Below are 24,021 nucleotides of genomic sequence, written 5' to 3' on the forward strand. Positions count from 1 at the left end.
GATTTTAAATCAACTGGCTGTTTATTTACATTATTTCCTAAACAGTTTTAAACATGCTATGATACATACAATTAATCATTAAAGGGAGCGTTCAAATATGACGGAATCAGTTATGACAAAAGAAGTTTTATCCAAATCCTTAATAGAGTTATGTCATTATAAACGTTTTGAAAAAATTACTATTTCGGATATTACACAACGTTGTAAATTAAATCGTCAAACTTTTTATTATCATTTTTCTGATAAATTTGATTTATTAGGTTGGACGTATCAACACACTGCTATTCATTATTTAAAGGAAAATGTGACTTTAGAAAATTGGCATGATCAAGTATTGAAAATGCTGCAGGAAATCCAAAGCAATGCGGCTTTCTATCGTAATACTGTGCAAGATGAATCAGCGTTGTTAGCGAATCAATTTTCTCAACTTACCTGTGAGCTTTTTTTAGAATTATTTAGTCGTTTGGATAATGAAGAACGTGTGAGCAAAGCAAATCGACTTTTCTATGCAACATTTTTTTCATACGGATGTGGTGGGATGTTAATTGCATGGATTGTAGCAGGCTTTAAAGAATATGCAGAAGAACTTGCGGCAAGCTTTGCTCGGTTAGCAAAAGATACTGAAAAATTAGCCTATCAACTTTATTGTGAAATTGAAAATTAACATTTAGACAATTTGTATCTATTGTCCATAAATACGACAGATTGTTTTTTTTGTTTAAGGTGAAGCGTTTTCTATTGGGCTATACTAACAGTATGAAAGTCAATAGGAGGAATGTTTTATGAATAAGAAACAACTGGGATTGTTAGCAGCAGGAGCAACCGCTATTGGAAGTATGTACGGAGTTAAAAAGTTAAATCAGTTAAAATCAGAAAAAAGTAAAGCGATTGATGAAGAAATTGAAGCACGTTATTATGGCGATCAACAAGTCTATTTGATAGGTGGAGGAATTGGAAGTTTAGCAAGTGCGGCTTTTCTGATTCGAGATGCGAACTTCGAAGGAAAAAACATCCATATTATTGAAGGAATGAAGATTTTAGGTGGAAGCAACGATGGTGCAGGAAATAATGAAAAAGGCTTTATCTGTCGTGGTGGGCGAATGTTAAATGAAGAAACCTATGAAAATTTTTGGGACTTATTTAGAAGTATTCCATCCCTTGAAATGCCACATATGAGTGTGACAGAAGAAATATTAAATTTTGACCATTTACATCCAACCCATGCACAAGCAAGACTCATTGATAAAAATGCTGAAATTGTAAATGCACATAAAATGGGATTTGATAACAAGGATCGAGCAGCAATGTCTAAACTATTAGCAACACCTGAAGAAGAATTAGATGATTTATCCATTCAAGATTGGTTTGCACCTCATTTCTTTGAAACCAATTTCTGGTATATGTGGCAAACAACCTTCGCATTTCAAAAATGGAGCAGCTTATTTGAATTGCGTCGTTATATGAATCGTATGATGCTAGAATTTAGTCGCATCGACACATTAGAAGGTGTTACTAGAACGGCATATAATCAATATGAAAGTCTAATTTTACCGTTAAAAAGTTTCTTAGAAAAGCATAAAGTAGATTTTATTCTTGATAAAACGGTAACGGATATCGATTTTGTAGAAGGCAGTGACATCACAGCAACTGCTATTCACTTGACAGATGGAGAAGTGATTGAGTTAAAATCAGAAGATAAGGTGATGATGACAAATGCATGCATGACGGATAGCACGACAGAAGGAGACTATCACACCCCAGCTCCAAAAGCTGAAAAACGCCCGATATCTGGTGAGCTTTGGTATAAAATTGCTCAAAAAAAATCAAATTTAGGCAACCCAGCTCCCTTTTTCGATCATGAAGAAGAAACCAATTGGGAAAGTTTTACAGTGACTTGTAAAGGAAATGCGTTACTGAAACGCTTTGAGGAATTTTCAGGAAATATTCCAGGAAGCGGAGCGTTAATGACGTTTAAAGATTCAAACTGGCTAATGAGCATTGTGGTTGCAGCACAACCGCACTTTAAGAATCAAGATTTAACCACAACGATTTTCTGGGGATACGGTTTGTACCCAGATCGAGTGGGGGATTATGTAAAAAAAACAATGCGTGAATGTACTGGAGAAGAGATTCTTTATGAATTAATTTGCCAGTTCAAATGGCAAGATGATTGGGAAAAAATCAAAGAGGATATTGTAAACGTCATTCCATGTTACATGCCATATATTGATGCTCAATTTCAACCAAGAAAAATGAGTGACCGTCCAAAAGTAGTTCCAACAGGAAGCACCAATTTCGCAATGATCAGTCAATTCGTAGAAATACCAAAAGATATGGTCTTTACAGAAGAATATTCTGTTCGAGCGGCTAAAACAGCTGTGTATACATTGTTTGATATCAATAAAGAAATTTGTCCAGTTACACCTCATAACCGTGATCCAAAAGTAGTGGCAAAAGCGGCTAAAACGATGTTTAGATAACAACAAAAAAACTGCTTGATTCTAATTAATAGTAGAATCAAGCAGTTTTTTTGATCTTATCCTAGTTACGGTGGGTGATGATTTTAGCAATTTCTTCTAAAGACATACCACTGTTTACTTCGTAAGATCCATCTCGAATATACATTTCATAATCATTTGACGTTAAGAATGTGGTGAATTCGTTTGCGTCTTTAATGATGCCATTTGCAGCTAGTTGATCAACTGCAGTGCTAGTTGGGTCGCCTTGACCAATAACTAATGTATATTTTTTAACTTCATCTTTTTTCTCAGTATCTTTTGCAGGCTCTTCTTTTTTAGCAGAGCTGTCAGCAGCAGAACTATCGGTTGTTGAGCTTGAATCCGTTTTATCTGTAACTTTTTCAAGTTCAATTTTAGTTAAAAGTTCTTCGTATTTTTTCTTATAGGATTTCTCGCTCTTACTTAGGTTCTCGTCTTTGCTTTTAGCAGTTTGCTCCGTCTTACTGGTAGACGCTGCGGGTTCATAAAAAAAGAGACGATAACCTGAAAGAACTAGAGCTGAAAGCAAAAATCCTAGTGCTAAATAGCGTAATGCAGGTCTATTCATTCGTGACTCTCCCTTACTTATTTGTGCTCAACGTATTCATCGACAACAACTTGTACTGTTGCAACAGGTAATTGAGTTTGTGATGCGATGTTTTCAAGTGAAACACCTTGAGTATACAAGGTAACGACATGATTTTTTAATACATCGTGAATTTTCATTGATGTTAATGTTTCTTCTGTTGTAATGTTTAATTCATTTTCAAGAATCGCAACGCGATTTTTTAAATGATAGATATCTTGCATTAGTTGTAAAGAAAGTTCTTCAAATTCTTCTTTTACTTTTTCGCCATTGTCTTTTTTGTAGAAAGACCATACAATAAGAGCAACGGAGATAATCAACAGGATAATAACGATCATCCATACATCCATTTTTTAATCACCTCTTTCATTAAACCTCATTGCATAGTGTACCATATTTAGCAGATTAATAGTGTTTTGTAAAAGAAATTTAATATAAAATTTGATAATTGACTTATTCCTAAAAGAATTAAAAATCCTTAAAAAAAGAGGCGTAAAGTAAAAATCCTTAACAAAGTGTAAAAAAAGCTAGCAAGTTGTTAAAAAAAATGATATGATATTCAAGTCCGAAGGTACCCAATTGAGTATCTTCTAAATTATGGTTTAATGCTTGGAGGGAAAGTCATGCGTGTAAACATCACATTGGAATGTACAGAGTGTAAAGAACGTAACTACCACACTAAGAAAAACAAACGTAACAATCCAGACCGTGTTGAATTCAAAAAATATTGTCCGCGCGAACGTCGTGCGACATTACATCGTGAAACAAAATAACAACAGGAATCCTGTTGTTTTTTTTGTATTTAAAAGTCATTAAATGAGATAAAGAGGAGGCACCTTTTTATGGATAAAAAAAAATTGCGAAAAATAATTTTAGCTGAACTAAACGAATTAAACTCAGAGGTAAAAAAACAAAATGAAGAACATTTACTAAGCCAATTATTTCAATCGGATTACTTTTTAAAAGCAAAAACGATTGGATTAACATTATCGCAGAAAATTGAAATAGACACGCAACCGATTATTGAGAAATGTCACGCACTTGGGAAAAAAATGGTTATTCCACGAACGGGACCGCAAGGCAAAATGGATTTTTGTTTATATGACGCAGCTACTAGTTTAGAAACTACCCCTTTTGGAATTCTTGAACCAATGTCAACTTCACCTAGTGTGGACAAAAGGCAGATTGATTTATTGATTGTTCCTGGTGTGGCTTTTTCAATGGAGGGTTATCGTATTGGTTTTGGAGCTGGTTTTTATGATCGCTATCTAGCAGATTACCAGGGTGACACCGTTTCACTTGCACTAAAACTTCAAATAAGAAATGATTGGACTCCAGATAGTTACGATATTCCAGTCAAAAAAGTGTTCACTGAATAAACGATGGAAAAAACAAATTAGATTCGCTATAATAAAGAACAGAATCATAAGAAAAATGGGGTGGCGCTTTGACGAATCAAAAAAAGAGAACATTAAATGAACTATTAAAAAAACCGATTGTAACGTATAGTTTTTTAGCCATTCAACTTGTTGTTTTTCTATTAATGACAATTGATGGAGGCAGTGAAAGTATTGCTACTCTTATTAAATATGGAGCAAAAGAAAATATGTCTATTGCGATGGGACAATGGTGGCGCTTAGTTACACCGATGTTTGTTCATATTGGAGCACTGCATATTATCGTAAACTCTGTAACGCTGTATTACTTAGGGATACAACTGGAAGGCGTTTTTGGCCATTTTCGATTTGCTTTGATTTACCTATTAAGCGGAATTGCGGGAAATGTAGCAAGTTTTGCTTTTAACGATGCGGTTTCTGCAGGTGCAAGTACGGCTTTATTCGGTTTATTTGGGACAGCTTTGATGTTAGCTGAAACTTTTAGACACAATAGTCAAATGCAAGAAATGGCAAAAACTTTTGCTATTTTTATCGGTTTAAACTTAGTAACGGGTTTTATGTCTACCTCAGTGGATAATTCTGGTCATATTGGTGGCTTGATTGGTGGCTTTTTAATTGCTACAGCGATTTCTGTACCAAAAGCGTCAAGCGACTTGACTGTTAAACGAATTTTATCAGGAATAACCTATCTGATTGCCATCGCTTTCTTTATCGCAATCGGTTTCAAAAAAACACAAATCGGGTTATAATGTGAAGGACGTGAAGTAAAGTTATGCGAATCTTATATGATGTACAGTTATTATTAAAAAGATTTGGAATATATGTTTACGTAGGAGAGCGGTTATGGGATATTGAGATGATGTCAATCGAACTAAAAAGTTTAAAAGATTCCGGTTTGATTGAAGATGATGTCTATATACCAGCAGCTTTAGTTTTACGAAAAGAGCATCGTTTGGAAGAAGAAAAACAAAAAAATATTAGTATGGATAACTAACAACTTGGAGGAATAAAACAATGTCTAAAAAACTAATTGGAATTGATTTAGGTGGGACGACAATCAAATTTGCTATCTTAACTGTAGATGGGGATGTTCAACAAAAATGGAGCATTGAAACAGATACTACAAATGAAGGTTCAAAAATTGTCCCAAGTATTGTGGAATCGATAAATAAACATATTGCAAAATATGAAATGTCCCACAGCGATTTTATCGGAATCGGTATGGGTTCTCCTGGTACTGTTGATCGTGAATTAGGAACTGTAATTGGGGCATATAATTTAAATTGGAAGACATTGCAACAAGTCAAACAAGAAATTGAAGCGGGAACAGATATACCATTTGCTATTGATAATGATGCGAATGTTGCTGCCTTAGGAGAGCGTTGGAAAGGCGCTGGAGAGAATGGGGATGATGTGACCTTCATTACGTTAGGAACGGGTGTAGGTGGCGGAATTATTGCTGAAGGTCGGTTGCTACACGGTGTTGTTGGAGCAGCAGGTGAAATTGGGCATATTACAGTAGATCCTGGTGGTTATGATTGTACTTGTGGTAAAAAAGGTTGTTTAGAAACAGTTGCAAGTGCGACGGGTGTTGTAAGGGTAGCAAGAGATTACGCGGATGAGTTTGCTGGTGATTCTCGTTTGAAGTATTTAATTGACGACGGACAAGAAGTTACAGCTAAAACAGTTTTTGATTTAGCCAAAGATGGCGATGTTTTAGCGATCAAAATTATTGATAAAGTTTCTTACTATTTAGGGTTAGCCTGTGGAAATATTGGCAATATGCTGAATCCTTCTGATATTGTAATTGGTGGTGGTGTTTCAGCAGCTGGAGATTTTCTGTTAGAGCAAGTCCGTCATTACTTTGAAGAATTTACTTTCCCACAAGTTCGTCATAGCACGAATCTAAAATTAGCACAATTGGGTAATGATGCAGGTGTTATTGGTGCAAGTTCATTAGCAAAACAATTTCTAAAAAAATAAAGTTAAAAAATCATTGAGGAAATTTCTCAATGATTTTTTTATGTTAACAAACGGCAATGCCTAATGGCTAATAGATGCGAAAGTACATACCATATGATATACTTGAACTACATTTTTCAAAAAATATCTATGTAAAAGTAGGAGACATTGGGTGATCTATATGAGGCAAAAACAGCAATATGGCTATAAGGTTTTATTTTTGTTTCTTTTGATTAGCCTTTTTTTAGTTGGTTGTCATACTACTAAAAAAACAGATGACACAAAAAAGACTCAGTGTGAAGAAGCAGTGACTTTAAAAAAAATTCCAATTGAAACAGACAGTTTTAAAAAAGTGATTGGTTGGTTAAATAAGGATGAGGTTTTGATTCACTGTGGTTATCAATTTAAAGATGTTTTATATCGATTTAATGTCAGAACAGGGGAACTACATCTTATTTATCAGCCCAATGCATTGATTTTAATTGCTCTTTTATCACCAGATCAAACAAAAGTATTTATTCAAATAGCTCACGATAAGGACAGTGAAATTCAAATTATTAATTTATCGGGTGAAAAATTGCAGACTAAAAGGGTTGATACCATGGGATATTTAAATGTTAGTTGGAATCCTGTTTCGTTAGATCAAATCTTTTTATCTTATTATCAAAATGAGAACAAGATTGTGGTAAGCGATTGGGATATTGCAAAAAATACAACTAAAGAAGTCCCTAGTGACACGTTAAATCCTGTTTGGTATTCAGAAAATCTTTATGTATATGTTAATAATCAAAATGATTTCTTGCTAAAAAAAGGAGAGCTTTACCTAGGGGATATCCGAACAGGTGAAAGTACGCATTTAAGGAGTCAAGTTTCAGGGTTTTACTTAAATCAAGACTCATTAGTGATGTTCACTCCGTCTGACTTTAACGACAATGATTTATTATTAAGTTATCAGTATCCATTTATGGTAGACAAAGGCTTTTTAGAAGTTCCAAAAATGACGATGAACGATCGGTTAGTGTTTCCTTATTTGACTCAGTTAGAGCGGAAATCAGCTATCTATGGGGTTCTACCTAAAGAAACCGTTCATTTAGAATTAAAAGCTGGAAAATTTCATTTAGCTAAATTAAACTTTGACAAGCGTAAAGTTGAGTCTGTTGTTGAGTTACCAGATAATGCTCCGATTTTAATCTCGCCAGATGGAAAATCCTTGCTCTATGGATGGCGATTTGAAAATATTATCAATCTTGATAACCAAAAAATTTACTCTTTATTAAAAGATAAAGGAACGATTAAATAGAATCTTTGGTTTTTCTCAAAAAATAGGTGGTAAATTGCAACGTTCTTGTGTAGAATTGTTCAATGAAGGTTATTGATGAAAGGGGAAAAACAACGTGAATGGAAATTTAATTGTTAACATTATTTTAGCGATCATTTTATTAGGAATGATTGGTTATGAAGTGTATCAACATTTTAATCGTAAGCGGGCTGCTGTTATTTTAACTGAAGAAGAATTCAGAGAAAATATGCGTAAAGTCCAAGTGATTGATGTTCGTGAAAAACCAGAATTTGATGCAGGTCATATTTTAGGTGCTCGTAATATTCCGTATTCAGGTTTTAAAACGAGAATGGTAGAAATTAGAAAAGATATTCCCGTTTATTTATACGATCAAAAAAAATCAATGAGTGGCCGTGCGGCAGTTAAGTTACGTAAAGCAGGGTACACAAAAATCTATCGATTAAAAGATGGGTATCAAAACTGGAATGGTAAAATTAAAAAGAAATAAGTCTCAAATAAAAAACCTTGTTGATAAGGTTTTTTTTATTTTTAGTTACAACACACAAAATAATACAATTAAAATCATGTAGAATTTATTAAGATTTATACTAATACTTGTTTTTATTCCTCTATTTTCTATGGATATAGAAAATATAAAATAAAAAAAGCAACTATTTTTATTAAAATTTGATATAATAGAACAAAATCAATTGTAATTGAAGGAGCCTATTTTTTTATGAATACAAATAAAACAAAGAAAACTAAAAAGAACATTTCAGTAAAAAAAGAAATTTTAAGTACCTTGATGACTTTAGTTGTGGCGTTGGGAATTGTAATGCTATTAAGAACCTTTATTTTTACACCGGTCATTGTTAAAGGCGAATCGATGAATCCTACTTTAGAAAATAACGACCGCATCTTATTACTAAAAATGGAAAAAGTGAAGCGATTTGATATTGTTACCTTTCCAGCACCAGATAACCCAAGTGAAAACTATGTAAAACGAGTGATTGGATTGCCTGGGGACGAGGTTAGCTATAAAAATGATATCCTAACCATTAATGGGAAAAATTATGATGAACCTTATTTAAAAGAATTTAAAGCAAATCTTCCGACTGGCGAAAACTTAACAACTGATTTTACATTAGAGCAAATTAGTGGGGTATCAAAAGTTCCAGCAGGTAAGTATTTAGTATTAGGAGATAACCGTCAAAATTCAAAAGATGGTCGTATGATTGGCTATATTGATGCAGACGATATTCAAGGAGTTGCTGATTATCGAATTTGGCCAATTACAACCTTTGGTCGAATTGACAAAGCTGAATAACCTAAAAACAAACCCGTCCTTGTGATGGGTTTGTTTTTTCGATGAATGAAGCGGTATCATTGAAGACGAGAATCCTAATTAAAGTAGAAAATGGCGAGAGAAACAACAACACAATAAAATGAATAAATTAAATAGGTGAAATTTCTTAGAAAATAGCGTATAATTAACAAGATAAGAAAAGTGGTGGGGTACTGATTTTTTAGTGCTCCTATTTTATTGCTAAGGAGAAACTATGTTTACTAAATTCAAACCAACATGGATGGTGGAAGCCATTTATCAAATTACACCAGAACAATTAAAAAAACGCAATTTCAAAGCGGTACTAACTGATTTAGATAACACGTTGATTGCATGGAACAACCCAGATGGAACAGCTGAACTTTTAGGGTGGATTGACGAAATGAAAGCAGCTAATATTCCTGTGATTGTTGTTTCAAATAATAAAGCGGCTCGAATCGAACGAGTGGTGGAACAATTAGGTCTTGATTATGTTGCAAGATCAATGAAACCATTGACAAAAGGCTTTAAAGAAGCAGAAACAAAATTGAATTTACCAAAAGAACAAATTCTGATGGTAGGTGACCAAATCATGACGGACATCCGTGGTGCAAACGCTGCTAAGATTCAAAATGTGTTAGTTAAGCCAATTGTAACGACTGATGCGTGGAATACAAAGTTCAACCGTTTGATGGAAAGACAGATTATGAACTACTTATTGAAAAAACATCCAGAAATGAATTGGAGGAATACAATTGATGGAGAATAACGAATTAGATTTAAATGAAGAAATCCGCTGTATTGGTTGTGGAGCAATTATTCAAACAACTGATAAAGACGCGCTAGGCTACACTCCGGTTTCGGCATTAGAAAAAGGGTTGGAGAGCGGTGAAGTCTATTGTCAACGTTGTTTTAGACTAAGACATTACAATGAAATTCAAGACGTTAAACTTACCGATGACGACTTCTTAAAATTATTAAACGAAATCGGCACAAAAGATGCGTTAATTGTGAATGTGATTGATATTTTTGATTTTAATGGTAGCTTGATTCCTGGACTACATCGTTTTGTTGGAAACAATCCGGTTTTACTAGTAGGAAATAAAGTTGATTTGTTACCAAAATCATTAAAACGTGGCAAAATGACCCAATGGTTAAAAGAACGTGCCTTTGAAGAAGGACTACGCCCTGAAGATGTCATTTTAACAAGTGCAATGAAAGCAAAAGAAATGGATAGCCTACTAGAAACCATTGAAAAACATCGTAAAGGCCGTGATGTATTTGTAGTTGGGGTAACCAATGTTGGGAAATCAACCTTGATTAATCAAATTATCAAAAACACAGCTGGCGTACAAGATTTAATTACGACTTCACAATTTCCAGGAACAACCCTTGACCGTATCGAGATTCCATTAGAAGATGGGAAAAATTTAATTGATACACCAGGAATTATTCATCGTCACCAAATGGCACACGTTTTAGGAGATAAAGATCTAAAATTGATCGCTCCTAAAAAAGAAATTAAGCCAATGGTTTACCAATTAAACGAAGAGCAAACCTTGTTTTTTGGTGGAGTAGCGCGTTTTGATTACTTGAAAGGTGGGCGTAGATCCTTCACTTGTTTCTTATCAAATGATTTGAAAATTCATCGTACAAAGCTTGAAAAAGCCGATGAATTGTATGCAAATCATGTGGGAGGAATGTTGCAACCCCCTCGTCAAGAAGAAGTGGAAAGCTTCCCTGAGTTGGTTCGTTTTGAATTTTCTGTCAAAGAAAAAAGCGATATTGTCTTTGCTGGTCTAGGCTGGGTAACGGTTAACGAACCAGGTGCAGTTGTAGCTGGTTGGGCGCCAAAAGGCGTTAGTGTTGTGATTCGTAAATCATTGATTTAACAAATTAAAATAGAAAAGTCGTACAAAAGCGACTTAATGGAGTTGAAAGCATGAATTTAACAGGAAAACAAAAACGTTTCTTACGAAGCGAAGCGCACCACTTAACCCCTATTTTTCAAGTTGGAAAAGGCGGATTAAGTGATGAAATGATGAAACAAATTGGCGAAGCTTTAGAAAAAAGAGAGCTTTTAAAAGTTAGCTTACTGCAAAATACAGATGAAGAAGTTACTGAAGTAGCAGCTGCCATCGAAAAAACAGTTGGCTGTGATGCCATTCAAATTATTGGACGCGTGATCGTCTTATTCCAACCATCAACAAAAGAAAAATACCAACGCATTTCAAGTCGACTTCCTAGAGTGAAAGCTAATTAATCAAAAGGTTAGGTGATTTCATTGAAAAATCAAACAATCGTGATGACAAAAGCAGAACCATTCGTTGAGCAGCGTAAACGAGTAGGGATTATTGGCGGAACGTTTAATCCACCTCATATTGGTCATTTAGTAATTGCCGATCAAGTAGGGCACCAATTAGGATTAGATACAATTTACTTTATGCCGGATGCTGAGCCACCACACATTGATCGAAAAGAAGCAGTAGATGCAACTCATCGCTTAAAAATGGTGGCATCAGCAATTGAAGGCAACCCGCTATTTGAACTAGAAGAGCGAGAAATCCTTCGTGGTGGAAAAAGCTATACCTTTGATACGATACTTGAATTAACCAAAGAACATCCTGAAATCGACTATTATTTTATTATTGGTGGCGATATGGTTGAATACTTACCAAAATGGTATCGTATTGACGAATTGATTCAATTGGTCCAGTTTGTTGGTGTGAAACGACCAAATTATGGAACCGATAGTCCTTATCCTATCATTTGGGTAGACGTACCAGCGATTGATGTCAGCTCAACAGATCTTCGAAAAAAACTTGAATTAGGTTGCCCAGTTCATTATTTGATTCCTGAAAAAACTCTTACTTATATTAAAGAAAAGGGGCTGTATCAAGATGACAAATAAGATGGAATACACTACTAACTATTTAAAAATGAGTCGTGTCGAACTACTTGAGCGCGTTCAAATGCAAATGGGTGAACGCCGTTTCAAACATGTTTTAGGCGTAGAAGAAATGGCGATTGCGTTAGCCGGTCGATACGAAGCAGACATTGAGGCAGCTAGTATAGCTGCGCTGACTCATGACTATGCAAAAGAGCGCGATCGCGATGAAATGCAAGAGTTAATCCGTAAAGAAGGCTTTGACTTGGATTTGCTCAATTACGGAAGCGAGATTTGGCATGGTCCAGTGGGCGCATTTTTAGTTCAAAAAGAACTAGGTGTTCAGGATGACTTGATTTTAGATGCCATTCGTAAGCATACGGTAGGAGCAAGTGAGATGACGTTGTTGGATAAAATTATTTATGTAGCAGATTTTATCGAACCTAATCGCGACTTTCCAGGAGTAGCAGAAGCTAGAGAAATTGCGATTCGTAATTTAGATGAGGCTGTTGCTTTTGAAACAAAACATACTTTACACTATTTAATTGAAAAAAATACCAAAATTTACCCACAAACCATTGCAACTTACAATACATGGGTTGCCAAATCATAGGAGGAAATCAATTGACAATATCAAGTGAAGAAATTTTAGAAATCGCCGTAAAAGCAGCAGACGACAAGCGTGCAGAGGACATCATGGCGATGGACGTGCGCAACATTTCAATTCTAGCAGATTATTTTGTAGTGATGCACGGAAACAGTGAAAAACAAGTAGAAGCAATTGTAAACGAAATTGTCGATCAAGAAGAAATGGCTAAAGTAGAAGTAAAGCGTATCGAAGGAAGAGACTCAGCTAAATGGATGTTGATTGATTTAGGAGACGTTGTTGTTCACGTATTCCATTACTCAGAACGTTCATTTTATAATTTAGAAAAATTGTGGAGTGACGCTCCATTAGTTGATATCTCAAAAATGGTTGACTAAGATGAGTTATCAAACATTTGCACAAGTTTATGATGCCATTATGGATGACTCGTTATATGAAAAATGGCTTTCATTTGTCAAACAGCAAGTGGCAACAAAAGACCAAAAAATATTAGAATTAGCTTGTGGAACAGGTGCCTTAGCCGTCACCTTAAAACAAGCAGGTTTTGATGTAACAGGTCTAGATTTATCTGAAAACATGTTGACCTTAGCGAATGAACGGGCTATAAATGCTGGTGTGAAATTGCCTTTAATTGAAGGCGACATGCTGGATTTATCTGAAATCGGCACATACGACGTTGTTACTTGTTTTTCAGATTCTATTTGCTACATGCCAGATGAAGCTGCAGTTGGAAAAGTTTTTAATGAAGTGGCGAACTTGTTACCAGCAGAAGGGCAATTTTTATTTGATGTACATTCTGTTTATCAAATGGATGAAGTTTTTCCTGGATATATGTATAATGATGCCTCACAAGAAATTAGTTTTCTATGGCAAAGTTATGAAGGCGAAGTGCCACATAGTATTGAACACGATTTAACTTTCTTTGTTTACGATGAAGAACTAGATAGCTATGAACGTTTCGATGAGTGTCATAAGGAACGGACCTATCCATTAGAACAATACTTACAACTGTTGAAACAAGCTGGTTTTAGTCAAGTCAAAGTCAGTGGAGAATTTGGAACTCAAGAAGTAACAGATCAAACAACCCGTTGGTTCTTTACCTGTTCTAAAAAATAAATCAGACGAACGAACGGAAAAATCATTCCCGATTTTTCTGTTTTTTTAAAAGAAAAATGAATTTTTACTTAAACAGCAGATAATACAAGGAAAGGAGGGCTCTGAGGGATGAATGAAGAGGCCGTTCAACTTCTACAAGAAATTTATGGGTATCCAGAATTTAGAGTAGGACAACAAGATGTGATTGATAAAGTCATAGCTAGACAAGATACCTTAGCGATTATGCCAACTGGTGGCGGCAAATCAATTTGCTATCAAATTCCGGCACTCTTATTTAATGGATTGACAATTGTAGTATCTCCATTAATCTCTCTAATGAAAGATCAAGTGGACGCCCTTCTCGAATTAGGGATACCTGCGACTTATATTAACAGTACACTTTCAAATGGAGAAATGCATCAACGATTAAAAAATGCAAGTAATGGTGAATATAAGTTGTTATACGTTGCGCCAGAACGATTCCAAACAGAAGAAATTTTTTACTTAATGCAGTCTGTAGAGGTACCGTTTATTGCAATCGATGAAGCCCATTGTATTTCTCAATGGGGACATGATTTTAGACCGAGTTACCTTTCGTTATGTGAGACATTGCAGAGCATCCATCCAAGGCCCACGATTTTAGCCTTAACAGCGACGGCAACGCCTGTTGTTTCAGATGACATACTGCGCTTACTAGGAATTGCACCAGATAATCGAGTTAAAACAGGTTTTTCAAGAGAAAACTTAGCCTTTCAAGTTGTAAAAGGACAAGATCGCAATCGCTTCTTATTAGAATATTTAAAAGTTAATCGTACACAATCAGGAATTGTTTATGCAAGCACAAGAAAAGAAGTTGAACGTATTTATGAATTATTGTTAACCAAAGGGATTCAAGCTGGGAAATATCATGGTGGGATGAAAGAAAGCGAACGAAATGACGCGCAAGAGAAGTTTCTTTATGATAAAGTAACGGTAATGGTAGCAACAAATGCCTTTGGAATGGGAATTGATAAAAGCAACGTGCGCTTTGTCATTCATTATCAAATACCAAAAAATATTGAAGCATACTATCAAGAGGCTGGAAGAGCTGGGCGAGATGGATTAGACAGTGATGCCATCCTCCTGTTTTCACCCCAAGACATGCAGATTCAGCAATTTTTTATTGACCAGTCTGAAATGGAAGAGTCCCTTAAAAAATATGAATACAAAAAACTGCGTGAAATGGCTCAATACGGTTCAACTCAAATGTGTTTACAACGTTTTATTGTTCGTTACTTTGGAGAAGATTGTGAAGACTGTGAACGTTGTAGCAACTGTTTAGATGATCGTGATGAGGTAGACATTACGCTTGAAGCTCAAAAAGTATTGTCTTGTGTAAAACGGATGGGTGAAACCTTTGGCAAAGCGATGATCATGAAAGTCTTGACTGGTTCAAAAGATCAAAAAATGAAACAGTGGGATTTTGAAGAATTGTCTACCTATGGATTAATGAAAGGGATGCCTCAAAAAGAAGTCACACAACTGATTGATTACTTAACAGCAGAAAAATATTTAGCCCCAACAGATGGTCAATTTCCTATTTTAAAAATTACAAATACGGGTGTATCAGTACTAAAAGGAGAGTTAAAAGTAAGTCGGAAACAAGCACAAGTGGCTGAAAAAGTAGCTGTGGATGATGCGTTATTCGATGAGTTACGAGGAATTCGAAGTCTCTTAGCAAGCGAACATAAAGTTCCTCCGTACATTATTTTTTCAGATGAAAGTCTACGAGAAATGTGTCAGAAATTGCCTCAAACAGATACTGAACTGTTAACTGTTAAAGGTGTTGGTGAAAATAAACTTGAAAAATATGGAGCTTATTTCCTAGACGCATTAAAAAAGGCGGAAGCAGTTAAGGGCTAAACAAAAAGGAGGAGCAAGCGAATGAAGAGTTGTGGTGTTATTGTTGAATACAATCCTTTTCATAACGGGCATCTCTATCATTTAGAGCAAGCAAAAAAAACAACCAATTGCGATGTTTTGATTGCAGTAATGAGTGGGAATTTTTTACAGCGTGGGGAACCTGCTTTATTTGATAAGTGGACAAGAGCAGAAATGGCTTTAAATCACGGAGCGGATCTTGTGGTTGAGTTGCCCGTCCAATTTAGTGTTCAGTCAGCGGATTACTTTGCTAAGGGCGGCGTGGCGTTGCTCCAAGCATTAAAATGTGATAGTCTGTGCTTTGGCTCTGAAGAAGGAACGGGAACTGATTTTAAAAGGTTAGCTAATCAAGTAGAAGAAAAGCGAGTAGTTATTGATGAGGCATTTCAAAATTTTAAAAACAATGGCTCAAGTTATCCCGTTCAAATGAATCAAGCAATAAAAAGTGTTTTCCCAACCCATTCAATTGATTTAATGCAACCAAACAATATGTTAGGGTTTAGTTACGCAAAAGAAATCATTAAAGCTCAATCCTCAATGGAAATTAAAACAGTGAAACGACACCTTGCACAATTTCATGATGAGTCTATTGAAGAAAAAACAATCGCAAGCGCTACGGCGATTCGAAAAGAATTGTTCAATCCGTCTGATTCATTTAAAGAAATTCAAAAAGTGGTACCAGAAGATGTTTTTCAATTTATTTCTACAACAGAATATGTTGACTGGGAAAATTATTGGGAATTGCTAAAATATCGCTTAACAACAATGTCATTAAGCGATTTACGTGGTATTTATCAAGTGAATGAAGGCCTAGAATTTCGATTAAAAGAAAAAGTGAAAGAAGCCTTTGCTTTTAATGAATTTATTCAATTGATTAAAAGCAAACGTTTGACTTGGGTGAAAATACAGCGCCTCTTTTGTTATATTTTATTAAATTTAACAAAAGTAGAGATGGCTGAGAAAGTTAAACAAGTTGAAGCCATTCGCGTTTTAGGATTTACTAAAAAGGGCCAAGAATACTTGAAAATTAAGAAAAAACAGCTAGAAATACCTTTGCTTACAAATATCAATCAAAAAAATCAACATCTTGTTGAGCTTGATATCCGAGCTGGATTGGTGTACCAAATGGGAAAAATAGATCAAAAAATAAATCAGGATTATCGTCGTTATCCTATTAGAAAAAAATGATAAAAAAAGTTAACCTAATGAATTTATCGGCAGATTTAAGTAAATCGAATAAAAAAATGATAAATCACATTCATTATGAAAACAAATTGAAAACCAAGCTACAAAAGAATTAAGCTGTAAGGTAAAACACATTGACAAAGGTGGTTACAACTAGTATAATTACCTTTGTTGCTTTAGGAGTGATGGAAATGAAATGGTCATTATTAGAATTGCAAAAATATCGCAATGAACCGCTAATTTTTTCTGAAGAGATTGATTTGAAAGAATCCATAATGGTAAGAGAAAGTGAAATCTTAGACATTAGTCCTGTTACCGTTAAAGGTACACTAATTGTTCAAGATGAAATTATCGCCCGTTTGGAAATTTCGTTGGTAATTACATTACCCTCATCTCGTTCGTTAAAACCAGTTTCGGTTCCAATGTTGATTGAAGCTAACGAACTTTATGTTCCAAAAGACGTAACCGATTTTGCAGAAGATGAAAAAAACGAGACGGTCATTTATCTAGATAAAGACCAAATTGATTTGACAGAAACTGTAGAAGATATTATTCTTTTGAACTTGCCAATGCAGGTGTTTACGCCTGAAGAAGAAGAAAGTGATGAACTGCCTTCTGGAAATGATTGGGAAGTAATTTCACAAGAAATGTATGAAGTGCGGATTGAAGAACAAAAAACACAAAACGTGGATCCTCGTCTTGCTGGTTTAGCAGATTTGTTTCCGGACGAATCTCGTGACAACCAAGAGTAAGATTGGAATAAATCGCTTTTTAACTATAACCCTAGGCAAATAGCAAAAAGCAATCCTTATAAGGAGGTGTAGATCATGGCAGTACCAGCTAGAAGAACATCAAAAGCTAAAAAAAATAGACGTCGTACTCATTACAAATTGGAAGTTCCAGGCATGAACCCATGTCCTAACTGTGGCGAATTGAAAAAGAGCCACCATGTATGTCCAGCTTGTGGGCAATATGACGGTAAAGAAGTAGTAAGCAAAGAAGCTTAATACAAACATTTCATCTTATTCCGTGAGATAATTTGTTAAATCCCTTTTGAGACCATGGCTCAAAAGGGATTTTGTTTTTTATTTTTGCATTTTCTAAAGTTCGTAGTACAATAGAGAATGAAATTCAAAAAATAACCAAAGGGAGGGAAAGATATGAAGTTGCCGATTGCCATCGAAGAAGTGATTCTTTATCTTTTACCAATTTTTTTACTCTGGGGATTAGGAAAATTAATACATAAAGGTTTACTGGTTTTAAAGTGGAATCTAAAAGCGCCTGATTTATTAGTTCCATTTTTATTTGTAGGAATCCATATTTTAAGTCGTTTGTCATTTAGTGTGAGTTGGTTTCCCTATTTTGCCATTTTTATTTTAGCTGTAGGTATTGCTATTTTAATTATGCTAGCTGTAAAAAAGGGTGAAATTTTATACAGTCAATTTTTTAAAATTTTTTGGCGATTCACTTTTATAAGTTCATTTTTCGTATATTATGTTCTTGTGATTATTAATTTAGTGACCACCTTTATCTAATTAGTAGTATTATTAAAAGTATTTTTCCTGATTTTTGGAGAAATGCTTTTTTTGTTTGATAAATATTTCCTAAACTGAAGAAATTTTGGGAAAGGCCCCCACTTTCTAAAAAATGGCAGAACTCTTTATTTTTAGGATTATTATGTCAAAAGTATGATATATTAATTATTTTTTCTTAAATTTTAAGTTATTAGTGGTGGAAAGTGGGGCAATGTGGTAGACTGAAAATGTATCTTGAAAGTGGGGTGAGTGTAGACATGCTAATGGGTGAATTTAAACATAATATCGATGCAAAAGGTCGATTGATTATGCCAGCCAAATTTCGTGAAGATTTAGGCGAAAAGTTCATTATTACAAGAGGGATGGATGGTTGCTTGTTTGGTTATCCAGAAAAAGAATGGACTACACTTGAAGAAAAATTAAAACAACTTCCACTTGCAAAAAAAGATGCTCGTGCTTTTACTCGGTTTTTTTATTCCGCAGCAACAGAGTGCGAATTAGACAAGCAAGGACGAATCAATATTCCTCAAACGTTAAGAGAACATGCAGAACTAGAAAAAGTATGCCATGTTATTGGTGTTTCTGACCGAATAGAAATATGGAGTCAAGATAGATGGGAAAAATTCTCAGAAGAAGCAGAAGAAAGTTTTGATGAGATTGCAGAAAGCATGATCGACTTTGGATTTTAAAAAGGGCGGGAAAACAAATGACAACATTTAATCACGAAACCGTATTGTTACATGAAACAGTAGACGGCTTAAATCTAAAACCAAATGGCATATACGTAGACTGTACGTTAGGCGGTGCTGGACACAGCGAATACTTATTATCACAACTTGGAAAAGAAGGACATTTATACGCTTTTGACCAAGACGAACGTGCTATTGAAAACGCAAAAATTAGATTAGCTACGTTTGTAGAAAAAGGAATGGTTACTTTTGTAAAGTCAAATTTCAGAGAGATTAAAGAAGACTTGAATAATTTAGGAGTTTTTGAAATTGACGGTGTGCTTTACGATTTAGGTGTTTCCTCTCCACAACTGGATGAAGCAGAGCGTGGATTTAGTTATCATCAAGATGCACCTCTTGATATGCGAATGGATACAGATGCCCTATTAACAGCTAAAGAAGTAGTTAATACATGGTCTTATCATGAACTAGTTCGTATTTTTTACCGATATGGTGAAGAAAAATTTTCTAAACAAATCGCACGAAAAATTGAAGCGGTACGTGAAGAAAAGCCCATTGAAACCACAGGGGAATTAGTTGAAATTATTAAAGAAGTTATTCCTGCACCTGCTAGAAGAAAAGGTGGACATCCTGCTAAGCGAGTATTTCAAGCGATTCGAATTGCAGTGAATGATGAATTATCAGCAGTGGAAGATTCTCTTGAAAGTGCTATTGAGTTACTAAAAGTTGGTGGCAGAATCAGCGTAATATCATTCCATTCATTAGAAGACAGAATTGTGAAATCGATTTATAAAGAACATGCTGCAATGCCAGATTTACCCAAAGGATTGCCGGTGTTGCCAACAGAATTTTTACCAGAATTGAAAATTATCACACGTAAACCAATTTTACCAAGTGAAGCAGAATTGGAACAAAACAATCGATCAAGAAGCGCAAAATTACGTGTTGCAGAAAAACAGATAAAAAAATAAAATGAGCGAATAGAAGGGAAGAAAGCGATATGGCGCAAAATAGCAGTTTAGCAAGAGAACTAGAAGTTGATATTCCAAAGAGATCCCCAAGTATTCCTGATCAAACAAGCATACATATGCCTGCTCCCAGGACAGCTGGTATAACAAAGTTTGAAAAAGCCTTGCTGGGAGCCGTTGCGATCATTGCTTTTGCGTTGATTTCAGCGTGTATCACGATGCAAATCTCAATTGCTACTACCAATCGCTCATTGCAAGATACGACAACGAAAATTGCGGATATTTCAAAAGTAAATGAGAATTTACATCAAGAGGTTCAAGAGCTATCAAGATATGATCGTGTCTATAGTATTGCAGGAGCGGCAGGGTTGAAAATGAATGAAAATAATGTAAGGAATGTTTCGAAATGAAAAATAGTAAAAATCCACAAAAAAACCGAAAAAAAATTGCGGTCATTCTATTTTTTACTACAGCGTTGCTATTTGTAGTGTTCATTAGTCGATTTTCTTACATTATGGTTAAAGGACAAATTAACGGTGAGAATCTGTCGAAGAAAGTAAATGAACTTTATACGAGAAGTAGTGTACTGAAGGCAAAACGTGGGACTATCTATGATATAGGTGGAAAACCGGTTGCATTAGATGCTACTTCTTATTCGTTAGTGGCTGTTTTAACCGATAAATGGTCAAAAGATAAGGAACATCCGAATCATGTTGTAGACAAAGAAAAAACAGCTGAAGTGTTATCCCAAAATATTAATATGAGTAAAGAAGAAATTTTAGAGCGTTTAAATACTCCAAACGTAGATCAAGTTGAATTTGGAAATGCCGGGAAAAATTTAAGTTATGAAATTAAAAGCAACATTGATAAAAATAAATTAACTGGTTTGGTTTTTGATGAAACCACAACCCGCTTTTATCCAAACGGAACCTTTGCTTCTCATCTAGTTGGGTTGGCACAAGTTGATAAAAATACTGAAACAGGCGAAATAAAAAATGATATTTTAGACGGTATTATGGGAACTGAGCAAGCATACAACAACATCTTAAAAGGTACAGATGGAAAAATTGAGTACAAGAAAGATTCTTTTGGGTATTCATTGCCAAATTCAAAACCAAAAGAAGTAAAACCAAAAGATGGCAAAGATGTTTATTTAACTCTAGATAATCGGATGCAAGTCTTTATGGAAAGTACGCTGACAGAAGTAAATGAGAAATATGCACCTAAAAATATGACGGCAATACTAATGAATCCCAAAACTGGGGCTATTATGGCTGCTTCTCAGCGACCTTCATTCAATGCAGAAACATTGGAAGACCTATCATTTTGGCAAAATTTATTAGTAGAAGATACATTTGAACCTGGATCTACCATGAAAGTTTTAACATTAGCGGCAGCACTTAATGAAGGGAAATTCAATCCGAATGCGACCTTTATGTCTGGAGTTAAAAAAGTTGAAGGTGGAGAAATTCGAGATCATAACAAAGTTGGCTGGGGCCAAATTAGTTATTTAGAAGGATTAGAGCGTTCAAGTAACGTTGCTTTTGTTAATTTAATGGAACAAATGGGAGAAGGAACCTGGAAAAATTACATGGATGCCTTTGGAATTGGAAAGTCAACCAATTCTGGTTTACCTAATGAAAGTACCGGAAGCAATCCTTATGAGTGGCCATTAGAAAAAGCAAATACAGCATTCGGTCAAGGGGTTACCGTTACAGCATTTCAAATGATGCAAGCCTATTCCGCGATTGCGAACAACGGAAAAATGATGAAACCTTATTTTGTAGATAAAACAGTTGATCCAAAAACAGGCAAGCAAACCATTACAAAGCCAACTGTAGTAGGGGAACCAATTACTCCTGAAACAGCACAAAAAGAATTGGACTACTTGCAAAATGTGGTATACAGTGAAAACGGAACAGGTCAAGCATACCAAATTGACGGGTATAAAATTGCTGCTAAAACCGGAACAGCCGAAATTGTAAATCCTGATACAAAAAAATATTATACAGGAGACAACAACTACATTTTCTCAGTAGTAGGAATGGCACCAGCTGATGATCCGGAACTAGTGCTGTATGTTACAATGAAACAACCACAAAAATATGATGGCACAGTTACAGGCGGACGGATGGTAGCAGATGTTTTTAACCCAATTATGAAAAGAGCATTACAATACCAAGATTTAAGCAATCAACCGGATGATAGTGATTCTAACAAGGTTGAGATGAGTAAAGTAACAGGCATCACAAAAGAAGAAGCATTAAAAACATTAGAAGATAAAAAATTAAATGTGACGATTATCGGAAATGGTGATACAATAGTACAGCAATTACCTCTACCAGAATCAACTATTTTGGCAGGTCAAAAAGTAGTGCTATTGACAAACGGAGCGATGACGATGCCAAATATGACAGGATGGTCAAAAAATGACGTTCTTAAAGTATCAGAAATAACCGGTCAAAAATTTAAAATCGATGGAGATGGCTTTGTAACAACTCAGAGTTTACCAGAAAATGCTAACATGGAAGGTGTGCCTGAAATTAACGTTACCTTAGCTCCGCCTAGATAAGAAGAAAAGGTGAGAAATAATGAACGCTATTGATTTAGTAGCCAATTTAACTTTAAAAACAGTTGAAAAAGAAATTCCAAAAGAACTAGATATTCCGCATTTAACTCAAGATAATCGTGAAATAACTGTCGGATCGCTATTTATTTGTATCAAAGGTGCGTTATTTAATGGGCATGATTTCGCTCAAGAAGCTGTAGCAAACGGAGCCTCTCTAATCGTTGCAAGTGAACCAATCGACGTTTCAGTTCCGGTTGTCTATGTGCCTAATACAATGAGAGCAATGGCGATTTTGGCAGATGCTTTTTACGAGCATCCTAGTGATGAATTGAGATTGATTGGTGTAACAGGAACAAATGGCAAAACAACAATTACTCACTTGATTGATCAAATTTTTAGAGATCATCACGAAGTAACCGGTGTTATCGGAACGATGTATCGCAGAATTGGTGATGAGATTTTTGAAACAAAAAATACTACACCAGATAGTCTAACCTTACAAAAGACGTTTCGTGAGATGCGTAAAAAAAACGTGACAACATGTGCGATGGAAGTTTCCTCTCATTCGCTAGTACAAGGACGCGTTTGGGGAACGAATTTTGATATTGCGGTTTTTACTAATTTAAGCCAAGATCATTTAGAATTTCATCATACAATGGCAGAGTACGCCCATGCCAAAAGCTTATTGTTTTCACAACTAGGCAATACGTACCAAAAAGATCGTCCTAAGTTCGCTATTTTAAATACAGATGATCCAGTTGGAAGAAGCTATGTTTCTATGACTGCAGCACCTGTTATTAGCTATGGGATCGAATCAGAGGCAGATTTTAAAGCAACAAATATTCAAATTACTAATCGTGGTACAAGCTTTGACTTGAATTTTCAAGGTTCAAGTTATCCAGTATCCCTACAATTAGTAGGGAAATTTAATGTTTTAAATGTCTTAGGAGCAATGGCAGCTGCTTTTGCAGCGGGATTAGAGCTTTCAAGTATTATTCAATCACTTGAATCCGTTCGTGGCGTTCGTGGTCGTTTTGAACTTGTGAAAGGTAGCCAAGATTTTGCTGTAATTGTCGATTATGCACACACTCCAGATGGATTATTAAATGTGCTAAAAACAGTTAATGAATTTAAAGTAGGAGAAGTTTATTGTGTAGTTGGTTGTGGAGGCGATCGTGATAAGACGAAGCGTCCTAAAATGGCACGAGTGGCAATGGATTTTGCAGATCATGTTATTTTTACTTCTGACAATCCTCGAACAGAAGATCCAACTTTAATTTTAAAAGATGTAGTAAGTGAACTTGTAGATGAGGAATATCAGCTGATGGTAGATCGTCGTGAAGCAATAGAATCAGCTATTCAACAAGCAAAACCGAATGATGTGGTGCTGATTGCAGGTAAAGGGCATGAAGATTATCAAATTATTGGTACAACGAAACATCATTTTGATGATGTTGAAGAAGCAGAAAAAGCGATTTTGAAATTTCATGAAATGTAGCAGAGAATCTTTAAAAAAGTGA

At 35.2% G+C, this 24,021-nt stretch carries 29 protein-coding genes; 27 read left to right on the forward strand and 2 right to left on the reverse strand.

Annotation, left to right across the window (positions count from 1 at the left end; all coding sequences use genetic code 11):
- Positions 1 to 97: 97 nt before the first annotated feature.
- Together BR52_RS02925 and BR52_RS02930 are read left to right on the forward strand one after the other, a co-directional pair.
- Positions 98 to 664, forward strand: coding sequence for a TetR/AcrR family transcriptional regulator C-terminal domain-containing protein (locus BR52_RS02925; protein ID WP_034568989.1), 567 nt, complete (start codon positions 98 to 100; stop codon positions 662 to 664).
- Between the two features lie 118 nt (positions 665 to 782).
- Entirely contained in the window at positions 783 to 2,480 is a 1,698-nt protein-coding gene (locus BR52_RS02930) for an oleate hydratase (protein WP_034568991.1), read from the forward strand.
- A gap of 61 nt (positions 2,481 to 2,541) precedes the next feature.
- On the opposite strand, the gene BR52_RS02935 is transcribed toward BR52_RS02930, so the two are convergent.
- Positions 2,542 to 3,066, reverse strand: coding sequence for an MltG/YceG/YrrL family protein (locus BR52_RS02935; protein WP_034568994.1), 525 nt, complete (start codon positions 3,064 to 3,066; stop codon positions 2,542 to 2,544).
- Between the two features lie 17 nt (positions 3,067 to 3,083).
- Complete coding sequence (locus BR52_RS02940) at positions 3,084 to 3,434, reverse strand: hypothetical protein (protein WP_034568996.1); 351 nt, start codon at positions 3,432 to 3,434, stop codon at positions 3,084 to 3,086.
- Positions 3,435 to 3,707: 273 nt separating this feature from the next.
- Here BR52_RS02940 and rpmG point away from each other — a divergent pair, with 273 nt between their 5' ends.
- The 25 genes from rpmG (at position 3,708) to BR52_RS03065 (ending at position 23,999) form a co-directional block, all read left to right on the forward strand.
- Positions 3,708 to 3,857: a 50S ribosomal protein L33 gene (gene rpmG / locus BR52_RS02945; RefSeq protein WP_034568998.1), complete on the forward strand. Its 150-nt coding sequence runs from the start codon at positions 3,708 to 3,710 to the stop codon at positions 3,855 to 3,857.
- Positions 3,858 to 3,926: 69 nt separating this feature from the next.
- Positions 3,927 to 4,463 (forward strand): 5-formyltetrahydrofolate cyclo-ligase, encoded by a 537-nt coding sequence (locus BR52_RS02950; protein ID WP_034569001.1) that lies wholly within the window; start codon positions 3,927 to 3,929, stop codon positions 4,461 to 4,463.
- Positions 4,464 to 4,531: 68 nt separating this feature from the next.
- Positions 4,532 to 5,230 carry a rhomboid family intramembrane serine protease gene (locus BR52_RS02955; RefSeq protein WP_034569004.1) on the forward strand — a complete coding sequence of 233 codons (699 nt, stop codon included), beginning with the start codon at positions 4,532 to 4,534 and terminating at the stop codon, positions 5,228 to 5,230.
- A 23-nt stretch (positions 5,231 to 5,253) separates the two neighbouring features.
- Positions 5,254 to 5,475, forward strand: coding sequence for a YqgQ family protein (locus BR52_RS02960; RefSeq protein WP_034569006.1), 222 nt, complete (start codon positions 5,254 to 5,256; stop codon positions 5,473 to 5,475).
- A 20-nt stretch (positions 5,476 to 5,495) separates the two neighbouring features.
- Positions 5,496 to 6,464 carry an ROK family glucokinase gene (locus BR52_RS02965; protein WP_034569008.1) on the forward strand — a complete coding sequence of 323 codons (969 nt, stop codon included), beginning with the start codon at positions 5,496 to 5,498 and terminating at the stop codon, positions 6,462 to 6,464.
- A 160-nt stretch (positions 6,465 to 6,624) separates the two neighbouring features.
- The gene (locus tag BR52_RS02970; protein WP_034573437.1) at positions 6,625 to 7,743 is read left to right on the forward strand and encodes a YqgU-like beta propeller domain-containing protein; all 1,119 of its coding nucleotides are present in this window, start codon (positions 6,625 to 6,627) and stop codon (positions 7,741 to 7,743) included.
- Positions 7,744 to 7,888: 145 nt separating this feature from the next.
- The gene (locus BR52_RS02975; RefSeq protein WP_152877412.1) at positions 7,889 to 8,230 is read left to right on the forward strand and encodes a rhodanese-like domain-containing protein; all 342 of its coding nucleotides are present in this window, start codon (positions 7,889 to 7,891) and stop codon (positions 8,228 to 8,230) included.
- A 228-nt stretch (positions 8,231 to 8,458) separates the two neighbouring features.
- Complete coding sequence (lepB, locus tag BR52_RS02980) at positions 8,459 to 9,049, forward strand: signal peptidase I (protein ID WP_051915614.1); 591 nt, start codon at positions 8,459 to 8,461, stop codon at positions 9,047 to 9,049.
- 232 nt (positions 9,050 to 9,281) lie between these two features.
- The gene (locus BR52_RS02985; protein WP_034569014.1) at positions 9,282 to 9,815 is read left to right on the forward strand and encodes a YqeG family HAD IIIA-type phosphatase; all 534 of its coding nucleotides are present in this window, start codon (positions 9,282 to 9,284) and stop codon (positions 9,813 to 9,815) included.
- Positions 9,805 to 10,938 (forward strand): ribosome biogenesis GTPase YqeH, encoded by a 1,134-nt coding sequence (yqeH, locus tag BR52_RS02990; RefSeq protein ID WP_034569016.1) that lies wholly within the window; start codon positions 9,805 to 9,807, stop codon positions 10,936 to 10,938. Before BR52_RS02985 ends, yqeH begins: the two co-directional genes overlap by 11 nt.
- A 50-nt stretch (positions 10,939 to 10,988) precedes the next feature.
- On the forward strand, positions 10,989 to 11,309 hold the full coding sequence (gene yhbY / locus BR52_RS02995) for a ribosome assembly RNA-binding protein YhbY (protein ID WP_034569019.1): 321 nt from the start codon (positions 10,989 to 10,991) through the stop codon (positions 11,307 to 11,309).
- Between the two features lie 12 nt (positions 11,310 to 11,321).
- Positions 11,322 to 11,957 (forward strand): nicotinate-nucleotide adenylyltransferase, encoded by a 636-nt coding sequence (locus BR52_RS03000; RefSeq protein WP_034569021.1) that lies wholly within the window; start codon positions 11,322 to 11,324, stop codon positions 11,955 to 11,957.
- 1 nt (position 11,958) lies between these two features.
- Positions 11,959 to 12,546, forward strand: coding sequence for a bis(5'-nucleosyl)-tetraphosphatase (symmetrical) YqeK (gene yqeK, locus BR52_RS03005; RefSeq protein ID WP_034573443.1), 588 nt, complete (start codon positions 11,959 to 11,961; stop codon positions 12,544 to 12,546).
- A complete protein-coding gene (gene rsfS, locus BR52_RS03010) occupies positions 12,528 to 12,917 on the forward strand; it encodes a ribosome silencing factor (protein ID WP_051915615.1) in 390 nt (129 codons plus the stop codon). The genes yqeK and rsfS overlap by 19 nt, the downstream gene beginning before the upstream one ends.
- 1 nt (position 12,918) lies before the next feature.
- Positions 12,919 to 13,656, forward strand: a complete 738-nt coding sequence (locus BR52_RS03015; protein WP_034569026.1) for a class I SAM-dependent DNA methyltransferase — start codon at positions 12,919 to 12,921, stop codon at positions 13,654 to 13,656.
- A gap of 108 nt (positions 13,657 to 13,764) precedes the next feature.
- A complete protein-coding gene (gene recQ, locus BR52_RS03020; protein ID WP_034569028.1) occupies positions 13,765 to 15,537 on the forward strand; it encodes a DNA helicase RecQ in 1,773 nt (590 codons plus the stop codon).
- Between the two features lie 21 nt (positions 15,538 to 15,558).
- Positions 15,559 to 16,743 (forward strand): nucleotidyltransferase, encoded by a 1,185-nt coding sequence (locus tag BR52_RS03025; RefSeq protein ID WP_034569029.1) that lies wholly within the window; start codon positions 15,559 to 15,561, stop codon positions 16,741 to 16,743.
- Between the two features lie 188 nt (positions 16,744 to 16,931).
- A complete protein-coding gene (locus BR52_RS03030; RefSeq protein WP_034569031.1) occupies positions 16,932 to 17,492 on the forward strand; it encodes a YceD family protein in 561 nt (186 codons plus the stop codon).
- 75 nt (positions 17,493 to 17,567) lie between these two features.
- Positions 17,568 to 17,747: a 50S ribosomal protein L32 gene (rpmF, locus tag BR52_RS03035; protein ID WP_034569032.1), complete on the forward strand. Its 180-nt coding sequence runs from the start codon at positions 17,568 to 17,570 to the stop codon at positions 17,745 to 17,747.
- A gap of 153 nt (positions 17,748 to 17,900) precedes the next feature.
- On the forward strand, positions 17,901 to 18,275 hold the full coding sequence (locus BR52_RS03040; protein ID WP_034569034.1) for a DUF3397 domain-containing protein: 375 nt from the start codon (positions 17,901 to 17,903) through the stop codon (positions 18,273 to 18,275).
- Between the two features lie 257 nt (positions 18,276 to 18,532).
- A complete protein-coding gene (mraZ, locus tag BR52_RS03045; protein ID WP_034573446.1) occupies positions 18,533 to 18,964 on the forward strand; it encodes a division/cell wall cluster transcriptional repressor MraZ in 432 nt (143 codons plus the stop codon).
- 17 nt (positions 18,965 to 18,981) lie between these two features.
- Positions 18,982 to 19,935 carry a 16S rRNA (cytosine(1402)-N(4))-methyltransferase RsmH gene (rsmH, locus tag BR52_RS03050; protein WP_034569037.1) on the forward strand — a complete coding sequence of 318 codons (954 nt, stop codon included), beginning with the start codon at positions 18,982 to 18,984 and terminating at the stop codon, positions 19,933 to 19,935.
- Positions 19,936 to 19,964: 29 nt separating this feature from the next.
- Positions 19,965 to 20,342: a cell division protein FtsL gene (gene ftsL, locus BR52_RS03055; protein WP_034569039.1), complete on the forward strand. Its 378-nt coding sequence runs from the start codon at positions 19,965 to 19,967 to the stop codon at positions 20,340 to 20,342.
- On the forward strand, positions 20,339 to 22,504 hold the full coding sequence (locus tag BR52_RS03060) for a penicillin-binding protein (RefSeq protein ID WP_034569043.1): 2,166 nt from the start codon (positions 20,339 to 20,341) through the stop codon (positions 22,502 to 22,504). The genes ftsL and BR52_RS03060 overlap by 4 nt, the downstream gene beginning before the upstream one ends.
- A gap of 19 nt (positions 22,505 to 22,523) precedes the next feature.
- A complete protein-coding gene (locus BR52_RS03065; protein ID WP_034569044.1) occupies positions 22,524 to 23,999 on the forward strand; it encodes a UDP-N-acetylmuramoyl-L-alanyl-D-glutamate--2,6-diaminopimelate ligase in 1,476 nt (491 codons plus the stop codon).
- The last annotated feature ends 22 nt before the right edge of the window (positions 24,000 to 24,021 follow it).

It is taken from the genome of Carnobacterium divergens DSM 20623 (assembly GCF_000744255.1).
GTDB classification, from domain to species: Bacteria; Bacillota; Bacilli; order Lactobacillales; family Carnobacteriaceae; genus Carnobacterium; species Carnobacterium divergens.

Excerpts from the sequence above, each read along its gene's own strand:
- BR52_RS03065 (WP_034569044.1), top strand. The coding sequence starts at position 22,524 with ATGAACGCTATTGATTTAGTAGCCAATTTAACTTTAAAAACAGTTGAA.
- rpmF (WP_034569032.1), top strand. The coding sequence starts at position 17,568 with ATGGCAGTACCAGCTAGAAGAACATCAAAAGCTAAAAAAAATAGACGT.
- BR52_RS02975 (WP_152877412.1), top strand. The coding sequence starts at position 7,889 with ATGATTGGTTATGAAGTGTATCAACATTTTAATCGTAAGCGGGCTGCT.
- ftsL (WP_034569039.1), top strand. The coding sequence starts at position 19,965 with ATGGCGCAAAATAGCAGTTTAGCAAGAGAACTAGAAGTTGATATTCCA.
- rpmG (WP_034568998.1), top strand. The coding sequence starts at position 3,708 with ATGCGTGTAAACATCACATTGGAATGTACAGAGTGTAAAGAACGTAAC.
- rsmH (WP_034569037.1), top strand. The coding sequence starts at position 18,982 with ATGACAACATTTAATCACGAAACCGTATTGTTACATGAAACAGTAGAC.
- BR52_RS03025 (WP_034569029.1), top strand. The coding sequence starts at position 15,559 with ATGAAGAGTTGTGGTGTTATTGTTGAATACAATCCTTTTCATAACGGG.
- BR52_RS02925 (WP_034568989.1), top strand. The coding sequence starts at position 98 with ATGACGGAATCAGTTATGACAAAAGAAGTTTTATCCAAATCCTTAATA.
- recQ (WP_034569028.1), top strand. The coding sequence starts at position 13,765 with ATGAATGAAGAGGCCGTTCAACTTCTACAAGAAATTTATGGGTATCCA.
- BR52_RS02985 (WP_034569014.1), top strand. The coding sequence starts at position 9,282 with ATGTTTACTAAATTCAAACCAACATGGATGGTGGAAGCCATTTATCAA.
- BR52_RS03060 (WP_034569043.1), top strand. The coding sequence starts at position 20,339 with ATGAAAAATAGTAAAAATCCACAAAAAAACCGAAAAAAAATTGCGGTC.
- BR52_RS02935 (WP_034568994.1), bottom strand. The coding sequence starts at position 3,066 with ATGAATAGACCTGCATTACGCTATTTAGCACTAGGATTTTTGCTTTCA.
- BR52_RS02950 (WP_034569001.1), top strand. The coding sequence starts at position 3,927 with ATGGATAAAAAAAAATTGCGAAAAATAATTTTAGCTGAACTAAACGAA.
- BR52_RS03030 (WP_034569031.1), top strand. The coding sequence starts at position 16,932 with ATGAAATGGTCATTATTAGAATTGCAAAAATATCGCAATGAACCGCTA.
- BR52_RS02970 (WP_034573437.1), top strand. The coding sequence starts at position 6,625 with ATGAGGCAAAAACAGCAATATGGCTATAAGGTTTTATTTTTGTTTCTT.
- BR52_RS03040 (WP_034569034.1), top strand. The coding sequence starts at position 17,901 with ATGAAGTTGCCGATTGCCATCGAAGAAGTGATTCTTTATCTTTTACCA.
- lepB (WP_051915614.1), top strand. The coding sequence starts at position 8,459 with ATGAATACAAATAAAACAAAGAAAACTAAAAAGAACATTTCAGTAAAA.
- yqeH (WP_034569016.1), top strand. The coding sequence starts at position 9,805 with ATGGAGAATAACGAATTAGATTTAAATGAAGAAATCCGCTGTATTGGT.
- BR52_RS02965 (WP_034569008.1), top strand. The coding sequence starts at position 5,496 with ATGTCTAAAAAACTAATTGGAATTGATTTAGGTGGGACGACAATCAAA.
- BR52_RS03015 (WP_034569026.1), top strand. The coding sequence starts at position 12,919 with ATGAGTTATCAAACATTTGCACAAGTTTATGATGCCATTATGGATGAC.
- mraZ (WP_034573446.1), top strand. The coding sequence starts at position 18,533 with ATGCTAATGGGTGAATTTAAACATAATATCGATGCAAAAGGTCGATTG.
- yhbY (WP_034569019.1), top strand. The coding sequence starts at position 10,989 with ATGAATTTAACAGGAAAACAAAAACGTTTCTTACGAAGCGAAGCGCAC.
- rsfS (WP_051915615.1), top strand. The coding sequence starts at position 12,528 with ATGGGTTGCCAAATCATAGGAGGAAATCAATTGACAATATCAAGTGAA.
- BR52_RS02940 (WP_034568996.1), bottom strand. The coding sequence starts at position 3,434 with ATGGATGTATGGATGATCGTTATTATCCTGTTGATTATCTCCGTTGCT.
- BR52_RS02930 (WP_034568991.1), top strand. The coding sequence starts at position 783 with ATGAATAAGAAACAACTGGGATTGTTAGCAGCAGGAGCAACCGCTATT.
- BR52_RS02960 (WP_034569006.1), top strand. The coding sequence starts at position 5,254 with ATGCGAATCTTATATGATGTACAGTTATTATTAAAAAGATTTGGAATA.
- yqeK (WP_034573443.1), top strand. The coding sequence starts at position 11,959 with ATGGAATACACTACTAACTATTTAAAAATGAGTCGTGTCGAACTACTT.